This window comes from Novosphingobium sp. EMRT-2, assembly GCF_005145025.1.
Taxonomy (GTDB): Bacteria; Pseudomonadota; Alphaproteobacteria; order Sphingomonadales; family Sphingomonadaceae; genus Novosphingobium.
The window spans coordinates 327566-353834 of sequence record NZ_CP039695.1 but is presented as its reverse complement, the minus strand read 5'-3'; the positions used below and the strand labels follow the sequence as shown (position 1 = coordinate 353834).

Below are 26269 nucleotides of genomic sequence, written 5' to 3'. Positions count from 1 at the left end.
AACCGATGACCGAGGAAGCACCCGTGTCGCTGGCCGAAGCGCCGACGCGGCGGCTCAACATGATCGAGGCGATCAATGACGCGCTCGACCTGATGATGGAACGCGATCCCGACGTTGTCGTGATGGGCGAGGACGTCGGCTATTTCGGCGGCGTGTTCCGCGCGACGGCGGGCCTGCAGAAGAAGTACGGCAAGACGCGCGTGTTCGATACGCCGATCAGCGAATGCGGGATCATTGGCGTGGCCGTGGGCATGGGCGCCTATGGCCTGCGCCCGGTGCCGGAAATTCAGTTCGCCGACTATATCTATCCAGGGCTGGACCAGCTCGTTTCGGAAGCGGCGCGGCTGCGCTACCGCTCCGCCGGCGGCTTCATCGCGCCGCTGACGGTGCGCTCGCCCTTCGGTGGCGGCATCTTCGGCGGGCAGACCCATAGCCAGAGCCCGGAGGCATTGTTCACCCACGTCGCCGGGATCAAGACCGTGGTGCCCAGCACGCCGCACGATGCCAAGGGCCTGCTGATCGCCGCGATCGAGGACAACGACCCGGTGATCTTCTTCGAGCCCAAGCGCATCTACAACGGCCCCTTCAACGGCTATTACGACAAGCCGGTGGAACCATGGAGCCGCCATCCCGACAGCGCGGTGCCCGAAGGCTATTATGCGATCCCGCTCGGCAAGGCGCGCATCGTGCGCCCTGGCGAGGCGGTGACGGTGCTGGCCTATGGCACGATGGTCCACGTCGCCGAGGCGGTGCTGCGCGAAAAGGGCGTCGATGCAGAGATCATCGACCTGCGCACGCTGGTTCCGCTCGACATCGAGACGATCGAGCAATCGGTGCGCAAGACGGGCAAGTGCCTGATCGTCCACGAAGCGACGCGCACCTCCGGTTTCGGCGCCGAACTCTCCGCGCTGGTACAGGAGCGCTGCTTCTATCATCTCGAGGCGCCGATCGAGCGCGTGACGGGTTTCGACACGCCGTATCCGCACAGCCTTGAATGGGCCTATTTCCCCGGTCCCGTCCGCATTGGCGAGGCGGTCGATCGTCTTCTGAAAGCGTAAGCACGATGGGCAAGTTCATTTTCCGCCTTCCCGACATCGGAGAAGGCATCGCCGAAGCCGAAATCGTCGCCTGGCACGTCAAGATCGGCGACCGGATCGAGGAAGACGGCCGCGTGGCCGACATGATGACTGACAAGGCCACGGTCGAGATGGAAAGCCCTGTCTCCGGCGTGGTGATCGAGGTCGCGGGCGACGTGGGCGACGTGGTTGCCATCGGCTCGCCGCTGGTGGTGATCGAGACCGAGGGCGAGGACGACGCGGAGGTTGGCGCCGCGCAAGAGCCCTCTCACCCCGCCGGGGGGAGAGGGTTGGGAGAGGGGGGCGCAACGTCCACCTCCGCAACCGCTACTGGCGCCGAAGCGCAGACGCCCCCTCTCCCCGACCCTCTCCCCCTGGAGGGGGAGAGGGAGAAGACCGCGCCCACCACCCCCGCTCAGCCTGAGCCTGTCGAAGGCCCCGCGCCCACACCCACCCCGCACCCCAAAGTCCTCGCCAGCCCCGCCGTGCGCCAGCGCGCCAAGGAACTGGGGATCGATCTGGCGCAGGTCCGCCCGTCCGAGGAAGGGCGCATCCGCCATGCCGACCTGGACCAGTTCCTCGCTTACAACGCCGCCGGTGGCTATCGTCCGGCGGGCGCGGCGCGCGGGGACGAGGTGGTCAAGGTCATCGGCCTGCGCCGCCGTATCGCCGAGAACATGGCCGCGTCCAAGCGCAGTATCCCGCACTTCTCCTATGTCGAGGAATGCGACGTCACCGCGCTGGAAGCGATGCGCGCGCAATTGAACAACGCGCGCGGCGACAAGCCCAAGCTGACCATGCTGCCGCTGCTGATCGCGGCGATCTGCCGCACTCTGCCCCGCTTCCCGATGCTCAACGCGCGTTACGACGACGAAGCCGGCGTGGTGACGCGCCATGGCGCGGTCCATCTGGGCATGGCGACGCAAACCCCGACCGGCCTGATGGTCCCCGTGATCCGCGACGCGCAGAGCCGCAACCTGTGGCAGCTCGCGGGGGAGATCGTCCGGCTGGCGGAAGCCGCGCGCAATGGCACGGCGAAATCCGACGAACTCTCGGGCTCGACGCTGACGGTCACCTCGCTGGGGCCGCTGGGCGGTATCGCCACCACTCCCGTCATCAACCGGCCGGAAGTGGCGATCATCGGGCCGAACCGGATCGTCGAGCGGCCGATGTTCGTGCCCGATGGCATGGGTGGCGAACGCATCGAGAAGCGCAAGCTGATGAACATCTCGATCAGCTGCGATCATCGTGTCGTGGACGGCTGGGATGCCGCCAGCTTCGTGCAGGAGGTGAAGAAGCTGATCGAAACGCCGGTGCTGCTGCTGGCGGACTGACGCGTCCGGAATGAAGGTGTCAGCTTCGCAGCGCGGGGTTGATGCGATAGGTTGGCCGGATGGTACAGACCGATCCGCGCATCGACGCCTTCATCGCCCGTGCCGCGCCCTTCGCGCAGCCGATCCTCGCGCATCTGCGCGCGCTGGTGCACAGTGCGCTGCCCGATTGCGTGGAAACGATCAAGTGGGGCATGCCGCACTTCACCGTGGGAGGAAAAAACGTGGCCGGCATGGCCGCGTTCAAGGCGCATTGTGCCTTCGTGATTCACGGCGATGGGCGGCAAGGGGATGCCATGGGCCAGTTCGGCAAGATCACCACACTGGCGGACTTGCCCTCGGTCGCCGCGCTGACGGAAAAGCTCCATGCCGCGCGTGAAAGGACGGCCAGCGGCACGAAGATGTCGCGCGCCAGACCCGCGCCAAAGGCGGACATCCCGGTTCCGGACGACTTCGCTGCGGCGCTCGCTGCCACACCCGACGCGGAGGCGCACTTCGCAACGTTCACGCCGGGCTATCGGCGCGAATATCTGGAATGGATTACCGAGGCCAAGGCGGCGACCACCCGCGCGCGTCGCATCGCGCAAGCGGTGGATTGGATCGCGGCGGGCAAAAAGCGGAACTGGAAATACGAACGTTGCTGATCGCGCCTAGCGCACCACGCCGCGATAGGTGAACTGCCCCGTTCCAGCGAGCGCGAGGCGCGCCGGAACGCGCCAGCGTACGTGCGTCACGTCATCGGGCGTGGCATGGCGCATCGAACCATCGGCATCGCGCACGCGCAGGTCTTCGAGCGTGCCCCAGGTGCGGCCGCCGTCGATCGACACTTCCTCCAGCCCGTCGGCGCTGCGCTGAAACGCGACGGTGCGCGGGAGAGGGTTGGTCACGGTGAAATCGTGCCCACGATCGGCTTTCCAGTTGACCACGAAGACCACGCGATCGCCCGGATTGAGACGGTCGGGCCGTTCCAGCACGCGGCTCATCCGCCCGCCGGGGCCGGGAATGAAGCGCTCCACAAAGACGTCGCTGGCAAAGCGCACCGGTTGCGCAACCTGCGCGGCCAGCGGCGCGGCGACCGCCACAGCCCCGACCATCGAAGCCCCCGTCCTGAAAATCATCATTATCCCCCGGCGCACCCCCTGTGCGCTCGTCCGGGGGTCATGCTAGCCGGCAGCGGCTAAAGCTTGGTTAACGCGCCCTAAATGCGCGAAATGACGGAGGCCGAAAGGCGATATCCGGCTGTGGAAAAAAACTGGCGACGAGACCTGTTGACAGCCTCGGCCCGCTCGCATAGAGGCGCGGCTCCCAAGGGAACGCGGGTGTAGCTCAGTTGGTTAGAGCGCCGGCCTGTCACGCCGGAGGTCGCGGGTTCGAGCCCCGTCACTCGCGCCATCTCCTTCACATGGAAGGAAGATTGGCCACCCGCTCCTTGGGAATTTCCATCAGCTTCGCGATTTGCGCACCTCATCCGCCGCGCAGCAATTGCACACCCCAGTCGCGCTCGAACAGGTAGAGTAGCACGCGCGCCGCTTCGCCGCGCGGCGAAGCGAGGCCGCCGTCGCGTTCCATCAGCAGGCGCGCATCGTCGTGCGCCAGCGGCAGCAGGCGGGCGATCTGTTCGAAATCGGCGACACGAAACGGGGTGTCGCCCGACTGGCGCGTTCCCAGCAATTCGCCGCCGCCGCGCAGGCGCAGGTCCTCCTCCGCGAGGCGGAAACCATCCTGCGTCTCGCGCATCAGCGCCAGCCGCTCGCGGCCCGTTTCGGACAGCGCATCGCCGCGCAGCAAAAGGCAGGTGGAGCGTTCGCTGCCCCGCCCCACGCGCCCGCGCAACTGGTGCAGCTGGGCAAGGCCGAAGCGTTCCGCCTGCTCGATCACCATCAGCGTGGCGTTGGGCACGTCGACGCCGACCTCGATCACGGTGGTCGCCACCAGCAGCTTGGCCGCGCCGCCGGCGAACCGCTCCATCGCGGCGTCCTTGGCCTCGGGCCGCAACTGGCCGTGGACGAGCACAACATCGTCTCCGAAGCGTTCGCGCAGCAGGGCGAAGCGCGCCTCGGCGGCGGCCAGATCCTCGCTCTCCTGCTCGCGCACCATCGGGCAGACCCAATAGGCCTGACCGCCCTTGGCGATATGCCGGCCGATCCCGTCGATTACCTCGGCCATGCGCTCCACCGCGACGACGCGGGTGTCGATCGCCTGCCGGCCCGGCGGCATCTCGTCGAGCCGCGAGACATCCATCTCGCCATACTGGGCCAGCGTGAGCGTGCGGGGAATGGGCGTGGCCGTCATCGCCAGGCAATGCGGCGTGCGCCGTGCCTTCTGCGTCAGCATCAGGCGCTGGCCAACGCCGAAGCGGTGCTGTTCGTCGATCACCACCAGCGCCAGATTGCGATAGCTGACCGTCTCCTGGAAGATCGCATGGGTGCCGACGCAGATGTGGATCGAGCCGTCCATCAGCCCCATCAGGATCGATTCTCGCGCCCTGCCCTTGTCCCGCCCGGTCAGCAGCGCGATTTCCACGCCGGTTCCGGCGGCCATGCGCGTGAGCGTGGCGTGGTGCTGGCGCGCGAGGATTTCGGTGGGCGCCAGCAGCGCGGCCTGCCCGCCGGCTTCCACCGCGATCAGCATGGCGTGGAGCGCGACCGCCGTCTTGCCCGAACCGACATCGCCCTGCAGCAGCCGTAGCATCGGCGCGCCTTGCGCCACATCGCCTTCGATCTCGGCAATCGCGCGCTTCTGTGCGCCGGTCAGCTCGAACGGCAGGTGCAGCTTCGCGCGCAAATGCCCGTCGCCCTGAAGCGGCGTGCCCGCGCGCTCTCGGTTGCTGGCGCGCACCAGCATCAGGGCCAGACTGTTGGCGAGCAGTTCGTCATAGGCGAGCCGATCGCGCGCGAGGGGGTTTTCTCCACGATGCGCCTCAGTCAGCGCGGCTTTCCACGCCGGCCAACCCATTTTCTGCAACAGGCCCGGTTCGATCCATTCGGGCAGATCGGGCAGCAGGCCGATCGCCTGGTGGGCCAGCGCCTGTACCCGGCCCTGCGTCAGCCCTTCGGCCAGCGGATAGACCGGCTCGGTCAGTTGTCCGAGCGCGCCGGCGCTTTCCTCGCTGACATGATCCGGATGGACGATCTGCAGCGTCTGCCCGAACTGGTCGAGCCGGCCCGCGATCCAGCGCGTCTCGCCGGGCGGCAACTGCTTGCGCGCGGTGTAGGACGAGCGGCCGAAATAGGTGAGCGCGACGACATTGCCCAGCACGTCCTCCGCCATCGCGCGGAACGGCCCCCGCCCGGACGAGGCGCGGTGTTCGCGCACCGTCAGCGCCACCACGATCTGTTCACCCACGCTGGCCTCGTCGAGATTGGCGACCGCACGGCGCAGCACGAACCGATCGGGCAGGTGATAGGCGATGTCGCGCACGCGCGTCAGCGCCAGGCGCTCCAGCGGACGGGCTAGCCCCGGCCCCACGCCCTTCAGGCTGGCGGCCTCGGCAAACAGCGGATTGAGCAGATCGGGGCGCATCGCTGCCGACATAGTCGGCGTGAAGCCGGAGCGCCAGCGCGGCGGCAAGGCCGATGCCGTGCTTCCCGCCCCTACCCCTTCCCGCAAGCGGGAGGGGAGTGAGACTTGCACCGCCGCTGGCAGCGTTCCTCACAACGGGGCGGGCTTCCGACGCCCATGGCCTGCAAGCGATACAAGCACCCAATTTTGACCCAGCGCATGGAAACGATCGCGATCCGCGCGCTTGGTTGACCCCGATAACAAAGGGAGTCGAAAACCAATGCTGCTTCCCCATGGCGCCGTGATCGTGCTTGCCGATGGCAAGGCATGGGAGATTTACCGCAACGCCGGGAACGAGGCCGCGCCGGAACTCGCTGCCCTGCCCGTGCCGCATCTGGTGGAACAGAATCACGGCTCTGGCACCCGGCACGGTTCCAGTTCCGGCAATCCTTCGGGCCACCAGTTGGACGAGGACGCCCACGCTGCCGCCGTGGCCGCGTGGCTCAACGCGAAAGTCGCCAGCCGCCAGATCGAACATGCCGTGGTGATCGCCGCGCCGCGCACGCTGGGCGAACTGCGCCACCACTATTCACCGCAAACGCGGCAGGTTCTGACGGGCGAATTGTCGAAAGACCTGATCGGCAGGCAACCGACCGACATCCTGGCAGCGCTGCGCGCCCGCTGAAGCCCGCATTCACACCCTCATCCAGATCACGGGGGCAAGGACCCGTGTGGCACCCGGCGGTATGGGGGAAGGACGCCGCCGGGTGCCTTCGTGCGCGAACACGCCGCCGATCGCCGGGATTCTTTTCCCGGAACGACCGAATAAGGCACCCAAAACACCCGCCGCGCTTGAGTCCTGAGCGACGATGGCCTAACCGCCCGCGCATGACTGACGACGCCCGCCTCCGCCGCTTGCAGTTCCGCGCCTGGCATCGCGGCACGCGCGAGGCCGATTACATGATCGGCTGCTTCTTCGACCGCTTCCACGCCAGCTGGAGCGAAGCCGAAATCGCCCTGTTCGAGCGCCTGATCGACGAGGACGACGTGGACATCATGGCCTGGGCGCTGGGCACGCAGAGCATTCCCGACGAATATGCCGGCCCCATGATGGAAGCCATGCGCAAGCTCGACTACGTCGACATTCCGCGCTGATCCGCCAGACTTTCCTGCGCGTCACCATGCCCGATCTGAACCGCATCCTTTCCGCCACCGTCCCGCTGACGCTTGCCTCCGTCGCGCGCGGGGCGCAGCCGCTGGTGCTGGGCGATCTGGCGCGCGCGGCGAAGGGGCGCGCGGTGTTCATCGCGCCGGACGACGCGGCGATGCGCGCGATCGCCGAAAGTGCGCCCTTCTTCGCGCCCGACCTTGAAGTCGTCGAATACCCGGCGTGGGACTGCCTGCCATTCGACCGCGCCTCCCCCGCGCTCTCGGTCAGCGCGCGGCGGCTGGCGGCGCTGCAGAAGCTGCAGCAGAAGCGCAACGGGCCGCAGCTGGTCGTCACGACGATCAACGCCGTCCTGCAACGCGCGCTGACGCCGTTCCGCATCCGCGAATCCACCCGCCTGCTCACGCCGGGCGTGGAGATCGGGCGCGAGAGCCTGATCGCGCTGCTCCAGCGGCAGGGCTATTCGCGGACGGACACGGTGGTCGATGCCGGCGAATATGCCGTGCGCGGATCGATCTTCGACATTTTCCCCAGCGGGCTCGACCACGGGTTGCGGCTCGACTTCTTCGGCGACGAGCTGGAAACGCTGCGGCTGTTCGATCCGAACACGCAGCGCAGCGTGCAGCCGGTGGAAACGCATCTGCTGCTGCCCGCCAGCGAGGCGCTGCTCGACGAGGACAGCATCAAGCGTTTTCGCGGGCGCTATCGCGAACTGTTCGGCGCCAACGCAACCGGCGATCCGCTCTATCAGGCTGTCAGCGATGGCCGTCGGCTGGCCGGGATGGAGCACTGGCTGCCGCTGTTCGAGGACCGGCTGGTCACGCTGTTCGACCATCTGACCGACGACGACCTCGTGCTGATCGACGGCGCGGCGGCCAAGGCGGCGGAAACGCGGTTGGCCGACATCGCCGACTACCACCAGGCGCGGATCGACAGCGCGCAGCGCAGTCCGGGCACCTATCGCCCGCTGGCCGAGGATGCGCTGTACCTCTCGCGCGACGAGTTCGACCGGGCGCTGGCCGGCTGGCCGGTCCACCGCACGTCGATCTTTGCCGAACCTGAATCGGGGCAGGTCGTCGATTTCGGCTTTTCCAGCGCGCGCGATTTCACGCCCGAGCGGGCGCAGGCCAGCTCTGGCCAAGCGGGCGCGGCGTCGAACGGCAACATCTACGAGGCGGCGGCGAAGCACCTGGCCGCGCTGGGCACGCGCGGGCTCAAGCCGGTCATCGCCGCCTATACCGCCGGATCGCGCGCGCGTCTGGCCTCGCTGCTGGGCGAAGCCGGCAAGACGGCGCCCGCGCTGGCGGAAAGCTGGCAGGAAGCGCTGGGCATCGCCGCCTCCGGTCGACCCGTCGCCGTGGTGCTGCCGCTGGAGCAGGGCTTCGCCAACGCCGAACTGGAACTGCTGACCGAGCAGGACATCCTCGGCGACCGGCTCGTGCGCCGCAAGAAAAAGCGCAAGGACGCCGACGCGTTCCTGGCCGAACTTTCCGCGCTCAATCCCGGCGATCTGGTGGTTCACATGGACCACGGCATCGGCCGCTATGAAGGGCTGGAAGCGATCAAGGTGGGCGACAGCCCGCACGATTGCGTTCAGCTGACGTACGCCGGCGGTGACAAGCTCTACATCCCGGTCGAGAACCTCGACGTTCTTTCGCGCTACGGCAACGAGAGCGACGGCGTCGCGCTCGACAAGCTGGGCGGCGAGGCGTGGCAGCGGCGCAAGGCGCGGATGCGCGAGCGCATCCTGGAGATGGCCGGGCAGCTGATGGCCACCGCCGCGGCGCGCGCCCTGCGGCAGGCGGACGTGCTTCCGACCGATCCCGCCAGCTACGGCCCCTTCGTCGACCGCTTCCCGTGGGACGAGACCGAGGACCAGGAACGCGCCATCGACGACGTGCTGGGCGATCTGGTCGAAGGCAAGCCGATGGACCGGCTGGTCTGTGGCGACGTCGGCTTCGGCAAGACCGAAGTCGCGCTGCGCGCTGCCTTCGTCGCGGCGATGGCCGGCAAGCAGGTCGCCGTGATCGCGCCGACAACGCTGCTGGCGCGCCAGCATTACGCCAACTTCGTCGAACGCTTCTCCGGCTTCCCGCTCAACATCGGCCGCCTTTCGCGCCTCGTCCCCGAAAAGGAAGCGCGCGAGACCCGCGCCGGGCTGGCCGACGGCACGACCGACATCGTGATCGGCACGCACGCGCTGCTGTCGAAGCAGGTGCAGTTCAAGCGGCTGGGCCTGGTGATCGTGGACGAGGAACAGCGCTTCGGCGTGGGCCACAAGGAAAAGCTCAAGGAGCTGAAGACCGACGTCCATGTCCTGACGCTGACCGCCACGCCGATCCCGCGCACCCTGCAGATGGCGATGTCCGGCCTGCGCGAACTGTCCACGATCCAGACCCCACCGGTCGATCGCCTGGCCGTCCGCACCTATGTCATGCCGTGGGACGACGTAGTGATGCGCGAGGCGCTGCTGCGCGAGCACCAGCGCGGTGGGCAGAGCTTCATCGTGGTGCCGCGCATCGCCGACATGCCCGAGCTGGAGGAATGGCTGCGGCTCAACGTGCCCGAGATCCGCTTCGTCACCGCGCACGGCCAGATGAGCCCGACCGAGGTCGAGGACCGGATGGGCGCGTTCTACGAGAAGAAGTACGAAGTGCTGCTTTCGACCACCATCGTCGAAAGCGGGATCGACATCCCCAGCGCCAACACCATCGTCCTGCACCGCGCCGACCGCTTCGGGCTGGCGCAGCTGTACCAGCTTCGTGGCCGGGTGGGGCGCGGCAAGCTGCGCGCCTATGCCTATCTCACTTATCCCGAGGACATGGCCCTGTCCGAAGTCGCGGAAAAGCGGCTGAAAGTGCTGGGCGATCTCGATTCGCTCGGCGCCGGCTTCCAGCTCGCCAGCCACGACCTGGACCTGCGCGGCGCAGGCAACCTGCTGGGCGACGAGCAATCGGGCCATATCAAGGAAGTGGGCTTCGAACTCTACCAGTCGATGCTGGAAGACGCGATCCTCGCCGCCAAGGCGGGCGACATAGGCCTGGCGCGCGAACGCGAGGCGCTGAGCCCCCAGATCACGGTCGATGCGCCGATCATGATCCCCGAGGACTACGTGCCCGATCTGGCGGTGCGCATGGCGCTCTATCGCCGCATGAACGATGCCGAAGGCGCGGACGCAGTGGAAGCACTGGCGGCCGAAATGATCGACCGCTTCGGCCCCCTGCCTGGCCCCACACAGAACCTGCTCAAGCTGATCGAGATCAAGCGGCAGGCCATCGCGGCGCAGATCGCCAAGATCGACGTCGGCCAGAAGGGCGCGCTCGTCTCGTTCCACAACGACAGCTTCCCCGATCCGGCGGGCCTCGTCGCCTATGTCGAACGGCTGAAGGGCACCGCCAAGCTGCGGCCGGACATGAAGCTGGTGATTTCGCGCGCATGGGGCAACGCCGAAGCGCGGCTCAACGGGCTGGTGCAGCTGACCAAGGGCCTGTCCGCGATCGCCCGGCGCGCGACGGCACAAAAGCGCTGCGACTAGAGCGGATCGACATTCGGGATTTCCAAACGAGCCAATCGCCGATTCATGGCATTCGCATTCGAACGCGGACTGCCGAGGCGCAATGGGCGCAGATCGCCTTGCTGTTGCCGGCAAGAAAACTGATGCGGGATCACCCATCCCCGGCTTTGTTCCGTGGTCGAAACGCGACGCCGTGCTCGCTGACAAAGTTGGAGCAAGCCTTGCGAGCCGTCAACTCCAATAACCGCTGCGAGAAGATCGCTACCCCCAAGATGCGACAAATTGTCGGCAAACGTGGCTAAGGGGTCTGTCTTCGTCTATTATGCCGAATGCGCCACCCCACTTCGAGACACTGTGGAGTCTCCGCGAAATGACGGCCTGCATAGCAATTTCACCACACGGAATCCCGATGTTGATTGCGGATACAATGGTGTCCGTGGATAATCACGTCGAGACAGTCGAGCTTTCGAACGGTGATATTTTTGAAGGTGGATTGGAATTCCGTCCACCAAAGCGAATGGCAAATAAAGTTTTCATTATTTCAGATTCGATCGCCATCACTTGCTCTGGCAACGAATTTGATATAAAAAAAATTATTGAAGACCTGCGATTCAATGCGGATACTTTCGATTTATCGGAAGATCCAGATGAAAGCATTGGAAAATTAGCTGATCCATACAACGACAAAATTCAGTATCTTATTTGGCGGGTAAAAGTCGTTGACACAAGCATAAAATCACAACTCATTTTCAATGTTCCTACTGATAATCTCGAAAATCTGGGAGAAATCGCTGCTATCGGATCGGGTCGTGAGCAAATGATAGATATGATGCGGCATTGGAATCACGCAATTGATCCCACGGCAGGCTATGGGACCGTGTTTTTAGACATCCTAAATTTTGCTAACGGCAGAGCATTTACCCGCAATATGCAACTCAATTACCGATCTCATAATCACGATTGGGGAGGATATTTTTCTGGTTTATACTTCGATGCTGAGAATGCGCGATGGTCAAAGCCGGATTCTTGCGTACATTTCTTTAGCAATATAGATGACGTATATTCCGAAAATCCGGAGATAAGATTAAATAGGATGATCATTGGCTATGATCCTGGCCAATCCGGAAAAATGATACTAGCCTTTTTGAAAGACAAAAATTGGATTGCCATTATCTATATTTTCTATGATTTTTCAAATGAAGAGTGTATTTCAAATTTGGAAGATTGGTACGGATGGAATCCCAAAAATGGACATCTATTAATGAGAACAATTCATAGAGGAGTTGGAATCACGACCGGAAAAACGTTCGATTCTTATGAAAGAGATATGTTTTCGTAAATATTGAACAAAACTACATGTCCATGTACGTTGATCCATGCCTCCAGCGGCGAAATGCACAACATTTGCGCGACGTGATATTAAGGCAGGACGGACGATAACGATACAGCCGACGGATCGTGAACGATAAAGCATCGTGGCTGGCCCTGCCGTTAAGCGCGCATACGCACCAGCGCCGCGCCATCGACCGGGCCAGAGCGCAGGAAGCCCTGAAACACAGCGCAGTCTTCCTCGTTCAGCACGGCCAGTTGCGCCGCGTCCTCCACGCCTTCGGCCACGACCTTCAGATCAAGCGCGCGGGCCATTGCCACGATCGCACGCAGGATCGCCCGGTCGCGCGGGTCCTGCGCGATATCGCGCACCAGCGACTGATCGAGCTTCAGCGCATCGAGCGGCAGCGCGCGCAGGGTGCGGAAATTGGCGAAGCCGGTGCCGAAATCGTCGAGCGCGACGCGGATGCCCATCCCGGCCAGTTCGCGCAGCGTTTCGGCACAGGCCTCGAAGTCGGCGATGAGCGTCTGCTCGGTGATCTCCAGCGTCAGCCGTTCCGCCGGAAAGCCCGAAGCGGCGACCAGCACGCGTATCGATGCGGCCAGATCGCCCACCGCGAAGTCCTCGGCCGTGACGTTGAGCGAGAGGCGCAAGTCGTCCGGCCAGTCCGCCGCCTCGGCCAGCGCGCGTTCGGCGATGTGGTGCGACAGCTGGCTGATGTGATCGCCCCTCTCGGCGATCGCGAACAGCGTTTCGGCGCCGACCAGCCCGAGTTCCGGATGGCGCCAGCGCGCAAGCGCCTCCGCGCCGATCAGGCGGCCATCGGCCACGGTGAACTGCGGCTGGAACAGCAGCGATATCTCGGACCGGTCGAGCGCGCCAATAAGGTCCGCTTCCAGCCGCGCGGCGCTGCGGCCACGCACCGCGTGGGAGCCATCCGCCCAAAGGATGCGTCGCCCCGCCCCGCGTTGCAGGCTGAGCAGGGCCTGATCGAGCCGGTCGAGCATCGGTGCGCCGCGTTCGCCCGGCTGCCCGCGCAGCAGCGCCGTGCGCGGTGCGAGCCGCAACTGGTCGCCGGCCAGCGGGATCGGCCGCGCGATCGATCGCGCCAGGGCTTCGGCCTGCCATTGCCAACGCTCCCGGCTGGCGGCGACGGTGGAAGCCACCAGGAACTCGCCGCCGCCCATCCGCGCAACGAAGCTCTGCGCCCCCAGCTCCTCGCGCGCGAAATCAACGATCCGCCGCGCGATCTCCGCCAGCACGCGATCGCCCGCCGCCTTGCCATAGGCCAGGTTCACCGACTGGAACCGGTGCAGGCCCACCAGCATGGCCTGGGCAAAGCCATCCTGCCCCGTGCGATCAAGCCACGCGCAGGCGGCATCGACGCCGGGCAGTCCGGTCAGCATGTCGCGATCGTCGACCGGCGCGGGAAGCGGTTTGGGAAAAGCGTCCATTGCCCGGCTTGTGCCCGAACAATCTTGCCAAACCGTTCCGATCCTGCGGCGACCCGTCCGTTTTGCATTGCAACAAGAGGCCGCGCTCCATATCACGCGCAGCGAGAGAAACCGGGGATCGAGGACCAATGTCGGAATCCGCTCGACTCGCGCTTTGCGCGTCGCCTACCGACCGCGCTCAGGAAGCCGAACGCGATCTGCGCGCGCTGTGCGAATGGGTGCCCTTCGAGGAAGCGGACACGGTCGTCGTGCTTGGCGGCGATGGCTTCATGCTCCAGACGCTGCATCACATGCTCGATACCGGCCGCGTCGTTCCGGCCTATGGCATGAACCTGGGCACCGTCGGCTTCCTGATGAACCGCTACAAGAGCAGCCGCCCGCTGGAGGAACGCATCGCCCGCGCGCGCCGCATCGCGGTCTCCCCGCTGAAGACGAAGGCGATCACCAACGCCGGTACCGAACACGAATTCTGCGCCATCAACGAAGTCTCGCTGTTGCGCGAAACGCGCCAGACCGCGAAGCTGGAAGTTACGGTGAACGGCAAGGTGCGGATGCAGGAACTGGCGTGCGACGGCGTGCTGGTGGCCACGCCCGCAGGCTCCACCGCTTACAACCTTTCCGCCAACGGCCCGATCCTGCCGCTCGGCTCTAACATGCTGGCGCTTACCCCGATCAGCCCGTTCCGGCCTCGCCGCTGGCGCGGCGCGATCCTGCCCGACAGCGCCCGGATCTCGTTCCGCGTGCTCGAATCCGTGAAGCGCCCGGTCGCCGTGGTGGCCGACCAGAAGGAACTGCGCGACGTGGCCCACGTGGAGGTGCGCGCCTGGCCCGAACACCAGCTCACCCTGCTGTTCGACCGGGGCCGATCGCTCGACGAACGAATTTTCGCGGAGCAGTTTCTCGCCTGAAAAAACATCAATCGAGCGCTTGCAAAACCGGGATCGCCTGCTATTAGCGCGCTCCTGCCCCGGGCAACCGGGGCTGCTCCCTGATAGCTCAGCGGTAGAGCTCTCGACTGTTAATCGAGCGGCCGTAGGTTCGAATCCTACTCAGGGAGCCAGTTTTTATTTTGGTGATTTTCGCCCCGCTTGGGCGCGCCTAGGTGTAGCGCGACGATTACGGAGTCCGGTCGGCGTCAATTATGATGGCCGATAGGTGGCCGCGCCGGTTGGTGAATTCTGGCTACCATTTGCTGTTGCGGGGAGCAACCGTCGAGCGACAATTACGACGCTGGGTAATTGTCGCTGACGCTGGCCGGAAGCGAGGGTCTGAAGCGCATGGGATGGTTGGCATGTAATTGCCGCTGGCGACAATTACCCGTTGCCTCAGCAAGGGTGCTCCCGAGCGCGAAGCCAGCGACAATTATGATGGCCGGTCCGGGGCGCCATTCGGCGGGTCGTAATCGCCGGCGTTGATACGGGCGACGGCGGAACGTTTGCGGTAGCTTTCGCCGTTCATCTCGATGATGATCGAGTGGTGCACGAGGCGGTCGATCGCGGCGACAGTCATAGCGGGATCAGGGAAGACGTTGTCCCATGCCGAAAATGGCTGGTTGGCGGTAATGGCGAGCGAGTGGCGTTCGTAGCGGTGGGCGATGAGCTCGAACAAGGCGCTGGTCTCGACCTGGTCCTTGCGGACGTAGGACAGATCGTCGAGCACGATGAGATCGAACTTGTCGAGCTTGTCGAGCATGGCGGGTAGGCTGAGGTCGCGGCGCGCGGACTGGAGCTTCTGGACCATGTCGGTGGTGGAGCAGAACAGGACGCGCCGCCCCGTGTCGATGAGGGCATGACCAATGGCAGCAACTGCGTGCGTCTTGCCGGTCCCGCTCTGGCCGAACAGCAGCAGGTTGCCGCCGCTCTCGATCCAGTCGTCACCGGCGGCGAGGGACAAGAGGTGCGGTTTGCGGATGCCGGGGGCTGCGTCGAAATCGAAGGTGGCGAAGGTCTTGCCTGCGGGCAAGCCGGACTGGTCGCGATGGCGCTGGATGCGCCGGGAGGAGCGATCGGCCATCTCGATCTCGAGAAGCGAGGCCAGCAGGTTGGCGGCCGGCCAGCCATCGCGATCGGCGGTGTCGGTGAGGCGCTTCCAGTTGCGGTTGATACTCGGCAGGCGCAAGGCCTTGAGCAGGGTAGGCAGCACGGCGGCGGCCTGGTCCTTGGTGCGGGTCATCAGTACACCTCCCCGCTGGCGATCAAGCTGTTGTAGCTGTGCAGATCGGGAGGCGGGATAGTGACATCGCGCTGCGATCTTGCGGTTGGCAGGAACTCGTCCCTGAGCGCATCGACATCGGGCAAGCGCCCTCTGTCGAGTGCCTCATCGATCCGCCGGGCCAGCACGTCGACACAGTCGCCCCTGGCGGCGATATCGAGCAGCGCGACGGCATCGCGGCAGGCCTGCCGTCCATCGAGTTGGGCATCGAAGGCTTGCCAGGCCCGCCGGTAGGCGTGATCGGGGAACAGGGCTTCGCGGTAGACGAGGTTGCGCAGCGCACCAGGCTTGCGGCGCAGGTTACCGATCATGTGCCGGAAATCGATGCTGTGCCCCCGGTGGGGATGGCTGATCCGCACACGCGGCGTGGACATTACCCTGTCCGGACCGAGGAAGAGCTCAATGCGATCGTCAAAGAGATGCGCGTTGAGGCGCCGTCCGACGAGGCGGGAAGGCACCGAATAGGTAACCCGATCGATGGCGACGGTGCCGTTGCGGGTGACATCGACGGTGACCATGGCGAAATCGGTGGTTCGCCTTGCGGGCAGCGCCTTGAGTACCCTGCGTTCTGCATCGATGTGCGCAGCATGCCGCCGGTTCTGTCTGGCGACCTGCGCCTCAACGAACTCGCGCCAGGCCTCGATGCTGACGAAATCGCGGCTTCCCCGCCGGCGTAAGGCCTGATCGAGCCGTCGCTTGAGATGGGCATGGGGACCTTCGATCGATCCGTTCTCGTGCGCCTCGCCGCGGTTGTTGCGGGTAGCGAGCATGCCGTAATGACGGCACAGCTCGTCATAGCTTCGGGTAAAATCCCGCTGCGCATCGGCGTCGAGGTTTTTGTAGGCGGCTGACAGGGAATCGCTGCGGTGTTCGGCCGGCGCGCCGCCCAGCTTCCACAAGGCATCCTGCAGGTGCTCCGAAAGGGCGGCAAAGCTCTCCCCGCCCAGCACGACAGCCGCATGCTCCCAGCCACTCGCCGCCAAGCGGAAGTGGTAAAGGCGATAGGCCAGGGTCTCGCCGGCAACGGTGACCTTGAGACTGTCGCATACCGTGAAATCCGACAGGCCCTGCCGACCGGGCTCATGATGCTGCGGGAAGAAGATCTCCTTCTCGCCGCCGTGCAGTGCCCGCCAGCGGGCGATCCGGCGTTCAAGTGTTCGTCGTATCGCATCGGGAACAGCATCCTCGCCGAACTCGTCCTGGAGCGTCTCGAAGACCGTGACGGCAATGATACCGTCGATCTGGAGCAACTCCTCGACGCGTGGCCAGAATGGCTCGAGCGGATCGGCGCGGGTGCGCCAGTGGCGCTCCTTCTTCTTCTGGGACGGAAGCTGCGGATCGTTCTCGATCCGGCGTGCGCTGCGCTCGCTGATACCGGCCTTGGCAGCCGCGACGGCCTGGGTGTGTTGGCGACGATGGGTCATGAAGAGAAATACCTGCTGATCGGAAATGTGGTGGCCCGGCATCGCAAACCCATCGCTCGTTGTTCGATGAGTGTTCCGATACCACCGCCCGCCACAGCCCCGATCAGCCCCCCCGAAAGAAGGGGAAAAAGATCGCCACCGGTTGTCTGGTCCGCTCTCCGGTCGGGGCTACGCCCCTCCCTACGATCAGCCCAGACAACCGATCCTACCGGCCATCATAGTTGCCGCTCAACCGGCCATCGTAGTTGTCGCCACGCACCTAGGCCTGCGCCACACACCACATTTTCAGCAATAATATCAAATGGATGGCGGAAATTTGCAGTAAGGCAACCATGAGCCCAAGAGCAGTTCGATAGCAGCAAATTTAGCATCCTCCGCTTCTCAGTCGGAGGCCGCTTTGCGAATTCGTGATGGGCATTTTGAACTAGCCTCAAGATTTCCAGCGCGTCGTCGGCGTAGCCATCATCAGCCGAATCCAGCAGTTCCATGTCACGCAGGCAACGTGCTCGCTCGTCGCGCCACTGGGCAACCATTCGGTCGTAGAATTCAACGTCGATCCGACCATCGACTCTATCCGAATACAGGACATCGAGACGCCTTTGTAATCTGTCGGCTTCAGCCGCCAAGCGTCCACGCGTCTCCTCACGGTCACGCTGCTCTGCAGCCCGACCATCGTGCAGGACCTGCTGCACCTCCGCGAGTATCCAGTGCGGAAATGTAAGCTTGTTCATCAGCTCGGAAAATTTCTCTTCAAGCACCTCTTGGCGAACATATTTCTCCGGGCACTTACCTTTGAACCTGGAGCAATGATAATAGATGTATTTTGCCTTCTTGATCTCGGCGACCATGGCACAACCGCAGTGCCCACAGGTCATTAAGCCAGTGAACGCGAACTGCGCCGGATCTGCGCGCACGTTTGAGTGCGTGGCGACAACTACGATGGCCGGTTGAGCGGCAACTATGATGGCCGGTAGGATCGGTTGTCTGGGCTGATCGTAGGGAGGGGCGTAGCCCCGACCGGAGAGCGGACCAGACAACCGGTGGCGATCTTTTTCCCCTTCTTTCGGGGGGGCTGATCGGGGCTGTGGCGGGCGGTGGTATCGGAACACTCATCGAACAACGAGCGATGGGTTTGCGATGCCGGGCCACCACATTTCCGATCAGCAGGTATTTCTCTTCATGACCCATCGTCGCCAACACACCCAGGCCGTCGCGGCTGCCAAGGCCGGTATCAGCGAGCGCAGCGCACGCCGGATCGAGAACGATCCGCAGCTTCCGTCCCAGAAGAAGAAGGAGCGCCACTGGCGCACCCGCGCCGATCCGCTCGAGCCATTCTGGCCACGCGTCGAGGAGTTGCTCCAGATCGACGGTATCATTGCCGTCACGGTCTTCGAGACGCTCCAGGACGAGTTCGGCGAGGATGCTGTTCCCGATGCGATACGACGAACACTTGAACGCCGGATCGCCCGCTGGCGGGCACTGCACGGCGGCGAGAAGGAGATCTTCTTCCCGCAGCATCATGAGCCCGGTCGGCAGGGCCTGTCGGATTTCACGGTATGCGACAGTCTCAAGGTCACCGTTGCCGGCGAGACCCTGGCCTATCGCCTTTACCACTTCCGCTTGGCGGCGAGTGGCTGGGAGCATGCGGCTGTCGTGCTGGGCGGGGAGAGCTTTGCCGCCCTTTCGGAGCACCTGCAGGATGCCTTGTGGAAGCTGGGCGGCGCGCCGGCCGAACACCGCAGCGATTCCCTGTCAGCCGCCTACAAAAACCTCGACGCCGATGCGCAGCGGGATTTTACCCGAAGCTATGACGAGCTGTGCCGTCATTACGGCATGCTCGCTACCCGCAACAACCGCGGCGAGGCGCACGAGAACGGATCGATCGAAGGTCCCCATGCCCATCTCAAGCGACGGCTCGATCAGGCCTTACGCCGGCGGGGAAGCCGCGATTTCGTCAGCATCGAGGCCTGGCGCGAGTTCGTTGAGGCGCAGGTCGCCAGACAGAACCGGCGGCATGCTGCGCACATCGATGCAGAACGCAGGGTACTCAAGGCGCTGCCCGCAAGGCGAACCACCGATTTCGCCATGGTCACCGTCGATGTCACCCGCAACGGCACCGTCGCCATCGATCGGGTTACCTATTCGGTGCCTTCCCGCCTCGTCGGACGGCGCCTCAACGCGCATCTCTTTGACGATCGCATTGAGCTCTTCCTCGGTCCGGACAGGGTAATGTCCACGCCGCGTGTGCGGATCAGCCATCCCCACCGGGGGCACAGCATCGATTTCCGGCACATGATCGGTAACCTGCGCCGCAAGCCTGGTGCGCTGCGCAACCTCGTCTACCGCGAAGCCCTGTTCCCCGATCACGCCTACCGGCGGGCCTGGCAAGCCTTCGATGCCCAACTCGATGGACGGCAGGCCTGCCGCGATGCCGTCGCGCTGCTCGATATCGCCGCCAGGGGCGACTGTGTCGACGTGCTGGCCCGGCGGATCGATGAGGCACTCGACAGAGGGCGCTTGCCCGATGTCGATGCGCTCAGGGACGAGTTCCTGCCAACCGCAAGATCGCAGCGCGATGTCACTATCCCGCCTCCCGATCTGCACAGCTACAACAGCTTGATCGCCAGCGGGGAGGTGTACTGATGACCCGCACCAAGGACCAGGCCGCCGCCGTGCTGCCTACCCTGCTCAAGGCCTTGCGCCTGCCGAGTATCAACCGCAACTGGAAGCGCCTCACCGACACCGCCGATCGCGATGGCTGGCCGGCCGCCAACCTGCTGGCCTCGCTTCTCGAGATCGAGATGGCCGATCGCTCCTCCCGGCGCATCCAGCGCCATCGCGACCAGTCCGGCTTGCCCGCAGGCAAGACCTTCGCCACCTTCGATTTCGACGCAGCCCCCGGCATCCGCAAACCGCACCTCTTGTCCCTCGCCGCCGGTGACGACTGGATCGAGAGCGGCGGCAACCTGCTGCTGTTCGGCCAGAGCGGGACCGGCAAGACGCACGCAGTTGCTGCCATTGGTCATGCCCTCATCGACACGGGGCGGCGCGTCCTGTTCTGCTCCACCACCGACATGGTCCAGAAGCTCCAGTCCGCGCGCCGCGACCTCAGCCTACCCGCCATGCTCGACAAGCTCGACAAGTTCGATCTCATCGTGCTCGACGATCTGTCCTACGTCCGCAAGGACCAGGTCGAGACCAGCGCCTTGTTCGAGCTCATCGCCCACCGCTACGAACGCCACTCGCTCGCCATTACCGCCAACCAGCCATTTTCGGCATGGGACAACGTCTTCCCTGATCCCGCTATGACTGTCGCCGCGATCGACCGCCTCGTGCACCACTCGATCATCATCGAGATGAACGGCGAAAGCTACCGCAAACGTTCCGCCGTCGCCCGTATCAACGCCGGCGATTACGACCCGCCGAATGGCGCCCCGGACCGGCCATCATAATTGTCGCTGGCTTCGCGCTCGGGAGCACCCTTGCTGAGGCAACGGGTAATTGTCGCCAGCGGCAATTACATGCCAACCATCCCATGCGCTTCAGACCCTCGCTTCCGGCCAGCGTCAGCGACAATTACCCAGCGTCGTAATTGTCGCTCGACGGTTGCTCCCCGCAACAGCAAATGGTAGCCAGAATTCACCAACCGGCGCGGCCACCTATCGGCCATCATAATTGACGCCGACCGGACTCCGTAATCGTCGCGCTACACGTTTGAGGCACTCCGTCCATCCAGAACCTCCTGGACATTGTCCCAGACGTCGTTGGTCACGAGGGCATCGTGATTGCCATTGTATAACTTACCGAGCCACTCGAAGGCCCCTGTGTAGATTCGGTTGCGAAGAATGGCATGGAGCGTGCTGACGCCGATGGGTTTTCCGCTTTTGCGATAGACCAATCCCTCCTTCCGGACCTTTGCCGCCAATTCCTTCAACGAATACGAGCCCGTGGAAAACCATTCGAAAGCCCGCGACACGAGTGGCCCGAGATCGGGATCGACGGTAATGATCTTCTTTCCGTTCGTCCCCATCACATTGAGGTAACCAATCGGCGCGAACGAAGGCCAAATCCCCTGCTGAGCCTTTTCCAACATTCCCTTCCGGGTCTCTTCCGAAAGATTGTCAATGTAGTTCTTGGCCATCAGCACCTTGATGCCATGCATAAACTTCTCGGACGACCGTGAGCCGTCAGAAAGAATGGTGTTTTCTTTTACAAGGTGAATCTCAACGCCGAGACCGTCGATCGTGACCCAGTCGCGAATGTTGCGATATAGTCGGTCCGTTTTCTCAACCAAAAGCGTTTTGACCGGGCCGCTTCGCTTCAGAAAACGGATCATTTCATCAAAATTGGTCCGCCCTGTCCGCTTCGCAGTTTCGACATCGATGTATTCACCCTCGATGCGAATTCCGTTCGTCGCCGCATAATCTCGAAGTAGTTTGAGCTGAGAGGGTATTGAAAATCCTTCCCGCTCCTGTTCCGGCGTCGATACCCGTGCATACAGAACCGCACGCACCCTGTCGGCGGCCCTCGTGTTCGTTGCACTTTTCGCTTTTCTGGGGCGTGCCATCCGCTTGTCCTTATCTTGCTGATCGAAGCACTATCCCCTTTCAACTCCCTTTTGGCGGGAAACCTGAAAACCTGCTCGATCAGTCATTTATCGAATCGCAAGCCCGCGCGCATTTGACCTTGATGTCCAATCAGACCCTACGCTTCGGGACTTCGGTCCCACTCGATCAGTATTTTAACGAAGTCGGCCAGATTACCAAGGGCTTCTCGCGCATCATGCTCCGACAGAGACCGACCTGAGAATTTCTCAAATTTGACCTGTGCCTCCAGGACCAGCTCGGTCGAAAGAGAATTTCGGCTGATCGGACGGTCGTTTACCCTTTCAGCATCACCCGGGAGTCCCATGTCACTGCATTCCCAACGGAACACCTGACAACGGTCATAAAGCGAAGCGACAAATAGGAATTTCCGGGCGAAAGAAAAAGTAGGTGCAGCGCCGAGGCGGTGTTTCGAGCCACGCCCGCAGCAGAAGCGCGTCATAAATCGCTTTTCGCCGAGTGAAGCGACGCAACCTGACCCGCCAGAATGGGATGGGGGAGTCCATTCGATCGATGAACTCCCTCAAAACCGCTTCAGCCGTTAAGCCGATCCTTGACCGCCTTGGCTGCCGAGAAAGCCAGCTTCTTCGACGCAGCAATCTTGATCGTTTCGCCTGTCGCCGGACTGCGGCCTTCGCGGGCCGGCGTATGCTTTACCTTGAATTTGCCGAATCCATTCAATGCAACTTCGTCGCCCTTGGCGGCAGCGTCGGCGATGGCACCGAACACGGAATCGACGATCTTCTTCGCGTCGGTCTTCGTCATGTCATGGCTGGTGGCAATGATATCGACGAGTTCGGAATTGTTCATGGCAAGCTCTCCTGCTGGGTTGAAAATCGTTGATGAAGGGTAAGCCCGTCAGCCTTTGGCTGCGGCGATCGAGAGTTTCCGCCGCGGCGCTCTCACCTTCTTCGGTTGCGCCGCCGGCTCCTCGGCCTTCGCCTTCAGCTTGCCGGGCTTGCGGCCAAGGCCGATCTTCTTCGCCAGCGCGCGCCGCTTTTCGGCATAGTTCGGGGCAACCATCGGGTAGTCAGCGGACAGGTTCCACTTGGTGCGATACTGGTCGGGCGTCATCTGGTAGTGCGTCATCAGATGACGTTTCAGCATCTTGAGTTTCTTCCCGTCTTCAAGGCAAATGATGTAGTCGGGCTTCACCGAACGCTTGGCCGAGATTGCAGGTTCCTGGATAGCCGCGGCAGGTTCTGGCGGAGCGCCGAGCCCCGCCAGAGACGCATGAACATTGGCGATCAGGTTCGGAAGATCGGCGACCGCAACGCTGTTGTTGGCGACATGCGCGGCTACGATGTCGGTAGTGAGGGTGAGAAGGTTCAGGTCCCGATCCGACGTCGTATACATGGATGTCCTTCCTAAAGGGTAGGCGGAGTGAAGAATTGGGCAAAGGCTTATCGTCCGTGCCGTCAATTGCAAATGCGCCGACAGGATGAACCAACAGTTCCCCGTGCGAACTTTGATCGCGTGGCAGATTCGGTCACTGTCAAATGTCCGAACCGATCATCGGCGGGCGCTGCCCATCCGTAATCAATCGGGCAAAAAAGTCCTCCATCAGGGCCGAGGCGGCGGCGCTCAGACTGACATGGACGCGGCGCCCATCGGTGGGATCCTTTCGCCGCTCGACGATACCCGCTCGCGTCAGGATGCTGGCCCAGCGGATCGCGGTCGAGTGCGGCACGCGCGCGGCGTGGGCGAGGCTCGATATCTGAACGCTCTCGCCGCGTGCGGCGGCGGTGTAGAGATCGAGCAATATGTCCCAGGCCGGATCGGCAAAGAGGCCGGGCCCGAACATTTCTTCACGCCGCCGGCGTGCCCTGAGCCACCAGCGCGCGATGGCCAGGCCTGTGTGGCGCAAGGCGGCGGCCTCATCCTGCGGTGATGCATCCATTTCGGAGATCGCATCCCCGTGAGGAACGCCCAACCCACGAAGCGCATCTGCATCGACTGGATCATCGGTCACTTCCTGCGCCTCTGACGCAACAAGCCACGAACCTCCGAGCAGCGAACCAGAAGGCCAAGAAATGCCAACGACTTGACTGCGCAGGGTTCGGCTGCGGCGGGCGGGTCGTTTCCAGGCATTCGGGCTCTCCTTCAAGGTATGAACTGTGTACGGGCATGGAGGGGGCGTGCTTCGCGAGACCGGTTCAACCTGCGGCAATGCCCTTCCTAATTTTCGCTAGTGCGTCGCATTATTAGTCAAAGGGTGGATTCCTCCATTTCGGGTGCAAGGCTTACGAGCGCAGTTGCGGGAAAGCGGAGCCGGGCTCCTCGCCGCCCATCAGCGAGCGGCGCATGTCGGCGATGGTCTGGTCGACGATGAACTCAAGCAGGCGGCATTCGAGTTCACGGAAGTTGCCAGCAAGCAACTGCGGCGGACAGATCTTGCCATGCGCCCTGAACAGCATGGGAACGAGGACACAACCCGGGGACAGGCCGAGCGCCGCGGCACAGCGCAGGTGATCGTCGATCTTGGTCCGGGGATTGCCGGATTCGATCTCGCGGATCCAGCTCACACTGAGCCCCGCACGCCTGGCGAGATGTGGTTGAGTGAGGCCCTGACGCCTGCGTTCATCTTCGATTCTCCGGCCTGACATCTGCTTGATTTCGGCAAGCGAAGATTCGTCTGGACCGGATGTCACGCTTTCGTGCGACATCTCCACCTCCTGACCGCTGAACCTTGCCCGCCATGGCAGCTCGACAGCCTAGAGTTGGTGTTTCATACACAATTGGTCAACGCCAATTGTGGCCATTATTGCCCGATCGGCGAAAGCTCCGACCGCCTGGCGCGTAGTGTCTTGCCGACCTTCAAGCAGTCGGCCGCCTGAACAAGCATCTCGTCATAGGCCTTCATGATCGCTTCGGGCGAAGCCAGACGAAATCGTTTCAGGGCCACGATGAACAGGCGCGAGTTCAGCGCGGCCGGTCCGCGCTTCTGTATAGCGACGCCGAGGCGGTCAGTAATCCGCGATGTAACGTCCGCCATGAGGAGCGGCGCGCCGACGAAGCAGACGCGGGGTCCTTCGAGCCCTGATTCTTTCAAGGTTTTCAGATCGTCAGCGACAATTGTCGGATCGACCTGCTCGAGATGGATGAGCGCGCAATAGAGCGTGTTGCCGAACGGAAGCAGTTCGCTGACGAGATGGCCTAGCCGGCAATGGCAGTCGAGGAAGAGCTCGACCCCGGCGGGAGACAATTTCAGTTTGAAGGTACGCGATACCCTTCCCACTGCGCGATTCGCTCCTTTCCATCAAGTCGAGCCGATCGATCGTTCCTCCTGACGGCCTGACGCCGACATCAAATACAACGAATTGGTAACCAAAAGCGTAACTCGCTGGCGCTTGTCAGAATGACGCAGCCCAATGCCCAAGACAATGGCCTGCTCCTTGCGGATTTGAAGTCAAAAACACCATTGCTGCCGCCACAGAACGCAGCCGACCCGGGACAGGTTCCCACTCGGTTGTTCGATCACAGGCAGGAGGCAACCCATGTTCCGATGGGGATTTACAGGTTTGAGCATGGCGCTCTTGGCACTTGGTGCCAGCGCCGCGAATGCCCATCCCGCCCGGCGTGGACTGCCGGCGCCCGTCCCGCAGCAATCGCGACCCCGTCTTGTCATCGTCGAGCACCAGGGGGGCTTCGTGATCCGCTGCGAGACCCCGCGCGGCCCGCAGAACCCGGACTTTCCTCGCGGCGCGATCCCGCCCTTCGCAATCCCACTGGGCGCCAGCGTCCACATCGATCGCGCGGCGCTTCCCCATTCCAACCAGAAGGAACATGACCATGGCGAAATTCGCTGACCTGCGGCGGTTGCCGCTGATTACCTGCGCCCTCGCGGCGCTCCTGGGCGGCACTGCGGCGCTGGCCGCGCCCGACCAGGACGGCAGGGCCGAGACCAAGCTTCTCAGCGAAGCGGCCGAAGCCGCGGAGGCCCAGCTCCACCAGAGCTTCACCAATCTCCAGTTCGAGGAATTCGGCCCCGCACCGGTCAAGGGCGCGATCTACCAGGCGGTCGCGGGCGGGCGCATCATCTATTATGCCCCAGCGAGCGAGCACATCCTGTTCGCCACGGTCTACGACAAGAACGGGATCAACATCACTGCCCTCGCCCAGGAAGCGAGCACGGCGAAGCGGTTAAAGCTGATCGATCCCGCCAAGGCGCTGGTGATCGGCCCGGCAGGTGCTCCCACCGTCATCGAGTTCACCGATCCCGATTGTCCTTATTGCCGCGCGCTCGACAAGTTCTGGGCCGCGAAGGCCGCCGAAGGCAAGCCGGTGCGCCGCCTCGTCTATTTCGTGAGCGGCATCCATCCGCAGGCCGCAGCCAAGGCCGAACACATATTGTGCTCGGCGGACAAGGAGGCTGCGTTCCGCGCGATCTACGCCGGCGCTGCCCCCAAAGCCCTTGAAAAATGCGCAGACGGCGCAGCTCGGGTCACCCAGGACGCCGAGATCGTGCGCAAGCTCGGCATCACCGGCACCCCGACGCTGATCGCCGACGGCAAGCTCGTCTCGGGCTTCCAGCAGGCGGAGCTCGAAGCCTTTCTCGACGGCGGAAAGCCGAGCGCCGATGCCGCGAAGTGAGGCCCCTTTCCCATCTGGCGGACGCCTGTGCCCCTTCGCGGGACCCAAGCGGACCGGAATGCC

Annotated in this window: 24 protein-coding genes and 2 tRNA genes; 14 read left to right on the top strand and 12 right to left on the bottom strand. The window is 63.5% G+C overall.

Going from position 1 to position 26269, the window contains the following annotated elements; all coding sequences use genetic code 11:
• The first annotated feature begins 5 nt into the window (after window positions 1-5).
• The 3 genes from FA702_RS01880 to FA702_RS01870 are packed head-to-tail and all read left to right on the top strand — an operon-like array spanning window position 6 to window position 3051.
• Window positions 6-1058 (top strand): alpha-ketoacid dehydrogenase subunit beta, encoded by a 1053-nt coding sequence (locus FA702_RS01880; protein WP_136957216.1) that lies wholly within the window; start codon window positions 6-8, stop codon window positions 1056-1058.
• A 5-nt stretch (window positions 1059-1063) separates the two neighbouring features.
• Window positions 1064-2410, top strand: a complete 1347-nt coding sequence (locus FA702_RS01875; RefSeq protein WP_136954784.1) for a dihydrolipoamide acetyltransferase family protein — start codon at window positions 1064-1066, stop codon at window positions 2408-2410.
• Between the two features lie 59 nt (window positions 2411-2469).
• Window positions 2470-3051, top strand: coding sequence for a YdeI family protein (locus FA702_RS01870; RefSeq protein ID WP_136954783.1), 582 nt, complete (start codon window positions 2470-2472; stop codon window positions 3049-3051).
• A 6-nt stretch (window positions 3052-3057) separates the two neighbouring features.
• Here the strand turns inward: FA702_RS01870 and FA702_RS01865 are convergent, their stop codons facing one another.
• On the bottom strand, window positions 3058-3501 hold the full coding sequence (locus tag FA702_RS01865; protein WP_255504673.1) for a hypothetical protein: 444 nt from the start codon (window positions 3499-3501) through the stop codon (window positions 3058-3060).
• A gap of 221 nt (window positions 3502-3722) precedes the next feature.
• On the opposite strand from FA702_RS01865, the gene FA702_RS01860 reads away from it, so the two are divergent.
• Window positions 3723-3799 (top strand) — tRNA-Asp (locus FA702_RS01860).
• A gap of 72 nt (window positions 3800-3871) precedes the next feature.
• Here FA702_RS01860 and recG read toward each other — a convergent pair.
• Window positions 3872-5929, bottom strand: a complete 2058-nt coding sequence (gene recG / locus FA702_RS01855; protein WP_136957214.1) for an ATP-dependent DNA helicase RecG — start codon at window positions 5927-5929, stop codon at window positions 3872-3874.
• Between the two features lie 259 nt (window positions 5930-6188).
• On the opposite strand from recG, the gene FA702_RS01850 reads away from it, so the two are divergent.
• The 4 genes from FA702_RS01850 to FA702_RS01835 all read left to right on the top strand — a co-directional run bounded on the left by FA702_RS01850 (window position 6189) and on the right by FA702_RS01835 (window position 11929).
• Window positions 6189-6593 (top strand): host attachment protein, encoded by a 405-nt coding sequence (locus FA702_RS01850; protein WP_136954782.1) that lies wholly within the window; start codon window positions 6189-6191, stop codon window positions 6591-6593.
• 203 nt (window positions 6594-6796) lie between these two features.
• Complete coding sequence (locus FA702_RS01845) at window positions 6797-7063, top strand: succinate dehydrogenase assembly factor 2 (RefSeq protein ID WP_136954781.1); 267 nt, start codon at window positions 6797-6799, stop codon at window positions 7061-7063.
• Between the two features lie 26 nt (window positions 7064-7089).
• Window positions 7090-10611 (top strand): transcription-repair coupling factor, encoded by a 3522-nt coding sequence (gene mfd, locus FA702_RS01840; protein ID WP_136954780.1) that lies wholly within the window; start codon window positions 7090-7092, stop codon window positions 10609-10611.
• A 388-nt stretch (window positions 10612-10999) separates the two neighbouring features.
• Window positions 11000-11929 (top strand): hypothetical protein, encoded by a 930-nt coding sequence (locus FA702_RS01835; protein ID WP_136954779.1) that lies wholly within the window; start codon window positions 11000-11002, stop codon window positions 11927-11929.
• A 152-nt stretch (window positions 11930-12081) separates the two neighbouring features.
• Here the strand turns inward: FA702_RS01835 and FA702_RS01830 are convergent, their stop codons facing one another.
• Window positions 12082-13374, bottom strand: coding sequence for a bifunctional diguanylate cyclase/phosphodiesterase (locus FA702_RS01830; RefSeq protein ID WP_136954778.1), 1293 nt, complete (start codon window positions 13372-13374; stop codon window positions 12082-12084).
• A gap of 128 nt (window positions 13375-13502) precedes the next feature.
• On the opposite strand from FA702_RS01830, the gene FA702_RS01825 reads away from it, so the two are divergent.
• Window positions 13503-14282, top strand: coding sequence for an NAD kinase (locus tag FA702_RS01825; RefSeq protein WP_124807319.1), 780 nt, complete (start codon window positions 13503-13505; stop codon window positions 14280-14282).
• Window positions 14283-14359: 77 nt separating this feature from the next.
• A tRNA-Asn gene (locus tag FA702_RS01820) sits at window positions 14360-14434 on the top strand.
• Between the two features lie 302 nt (window positions 14435-14736).
• On the opposite strand, the gene istB (FA702_RS01815) is transcribed toward FA702_RS01820, so the two are convergent.
• The 3 genes from istB (FA702_RS01815) to FA702_RS01805 form a co-directional block, all read right to left on the bottom strand.
• Window positions 14737-15546, bottom strand: a complete 810-nt coding sequence (gene istB, locus FA702_RS01815) for an IS21-like element helper ATPase IstB (protein ID WP_009823666.1) — start codon at window positions 15544-15546, stop codon at window positions 14737-14739.
• The gene (gene istA, locus FA702_RS01810) at window positions 15546-17009 is read right to left on the bottom strand and encodes an IS21 family transposase (protein ID WP_162832905.1); all 1464 of its coding nucleotides are present in this window, start codon (window positions 17007-17009) and stop codon (window positions 15546-15548) included. The genes istB (FA702_RS01815) and istA (FA702_RS01810) overlap by 1 nt, the downstream gene beginning before the upstream one ends.
• Window positions 17010-17224: 215 nt before the next feature.
• Window positions 17225-17857 (bottom strand): zinc ribbon domain-containing protein, encoded by a 633-nt coding sequence (locus FA702_RS01805; RefSeq protein ID WP_255504672.1) that lies wholly within the window; start codon window positions 17855-17857, stop codon window positions 17225-17227.
• Between the two features lie 331 nt (window positions 17858-18188).
• On the opposite strand from FA702_RS01805, the gene istA (FA702_RS01800) reads away from it, so the two are divergent.
• Together istA (FA702_RS01800) and istB (FA702_RS01795) are read left to right on the top strand one after the other, a co-directional pair.
• A complete protein-coding gene (istA, locus tag FA702_RS01800) occupies window positions 18189-19652 on the top strand; it encodes an IS21 family transposase (RefSeq protein WP_162832905.1) in 1464 nt (487 codons plus the stop codon).
• Window positions 19652-20461 (top strand): IS21-like element helper ATPase IstB, encoded by an 810-nt coding sequence (istB, locus tag FA702_RS01795; RefSeq protein WP_009823666.1) that lies wholly within the window; start codon window positions 19652-19654, stop codon window positions 20459-20461. Before istA (FA702_RS01800) ends, istB (FA702_RS01795) begins: the two co-directional genes overlap by 1 nt.
• A gap of 254 nt (window positions 20462-20715) precedes the next feature.
• Here the strand turns inward: istB (FA702_RS01795) and FA702_RS01790 are convergent, their stop codons facing one another.
• From FA702_RS01790 to FA702_RS01760, 6 genes are all read right to left on the bottom strand, one after another.
• Window positions 20716-21576: a recombinase family protein gene (locus FA702_RS01790; RefSeq protein ID WP_255504671.1), complete on the bottom strand. Its 861-nt coding sequence runs from the start codon at window positions 21574-21576 to the stop codon at window positions 20716-20718.
• A 571-nt stretch (window positions 21577-22147) separates the two neighbouring features.
• Window positions 22148-22423, bottom strand: coding sequence for an HU family DNA-binding protein (locus tag FA702_RS01780; RefSeq protein WP_136954776.1), 276 nt, complete (start codon window positions 22421-22423; stop codon window positions 22148-22150).
• A gap of 48 nt (window positions 22424-22471) precedes the next feature.
• Entirely contained in the window at window positions 22472-22969 is a 498-nt protein-coding gene (locus FA702_RS01775) for a MucR family transcriptional regulator (protein WP_136954775.1), read from the bottom strand.
• A gap of 139 nt (window positions 22970-23108) precedes the next feature.
• Entirely contained in the window at window positions 23109-23585 is a 477-nt protein-coding gene (locus tag FA702_RS01770) for a winged helix DNA-binding protein (protein WP_255504670.1), read from the bottom strand.
• Window positions 23586-23856: 271 nt separating this feature from the next.
• Window positions 23857-24279 carry a helix-turn-helix domain-containing protein gene (locus FA702_RS01765; protein WP_136954774.1) on the bottom strand — a complete coding sequence of 141 codons (423 nt, stop codon included), beginning with the start codon at window positions 24277-24279 and terminating at the stop codon, window positions 23857-23859.
• Between the two features lie 95 nt (window positions 24280-24374).
• Window positions 24375-24851, bottom strand: a complete 477-nt coding sequence (locus FA702_RS01760; protein WP_136954773.1) for a hypothetical protein — start codon at window positions 24849-24851, stop codon at window positions 24375-24377.
• 289 nt (window positions 24852-25140) lie between these two features.
• Between FA702_RS01760 and FA702_RS01755 the strand changes: the two genes are divergently transcribed.
• Together FA702_RS01755 and FA702_RS01750 are read left to right on the top strand one after the other, a co-directional pair.
• Window positions 25141-25422: a hypothetical protein gene (locus FA702_RS01755; protein WP_136954772.1), complete on the top strand. Its 282-nt coding sequence runs from the start codon at window positions 25141-25143 to the stop codon at window positions 25420-25422.
• Complete coding sequence (locus tag FA702_RS01750; RefSeq protein WP_136954771.1) at window positions 25406-26206, top strand: DsbC family protein; 801 nt, start codon at window positions 25406-25408, stop codon at window positions 26204-26206. The genes FA702_RS01755 and FA702_RS01750 overlap by 17 nt, the downstream gene beginning before the upstream one ends.
• The last annotated feature ends 63 nt before the right edge of the window (window positions 26207-26269 follow it).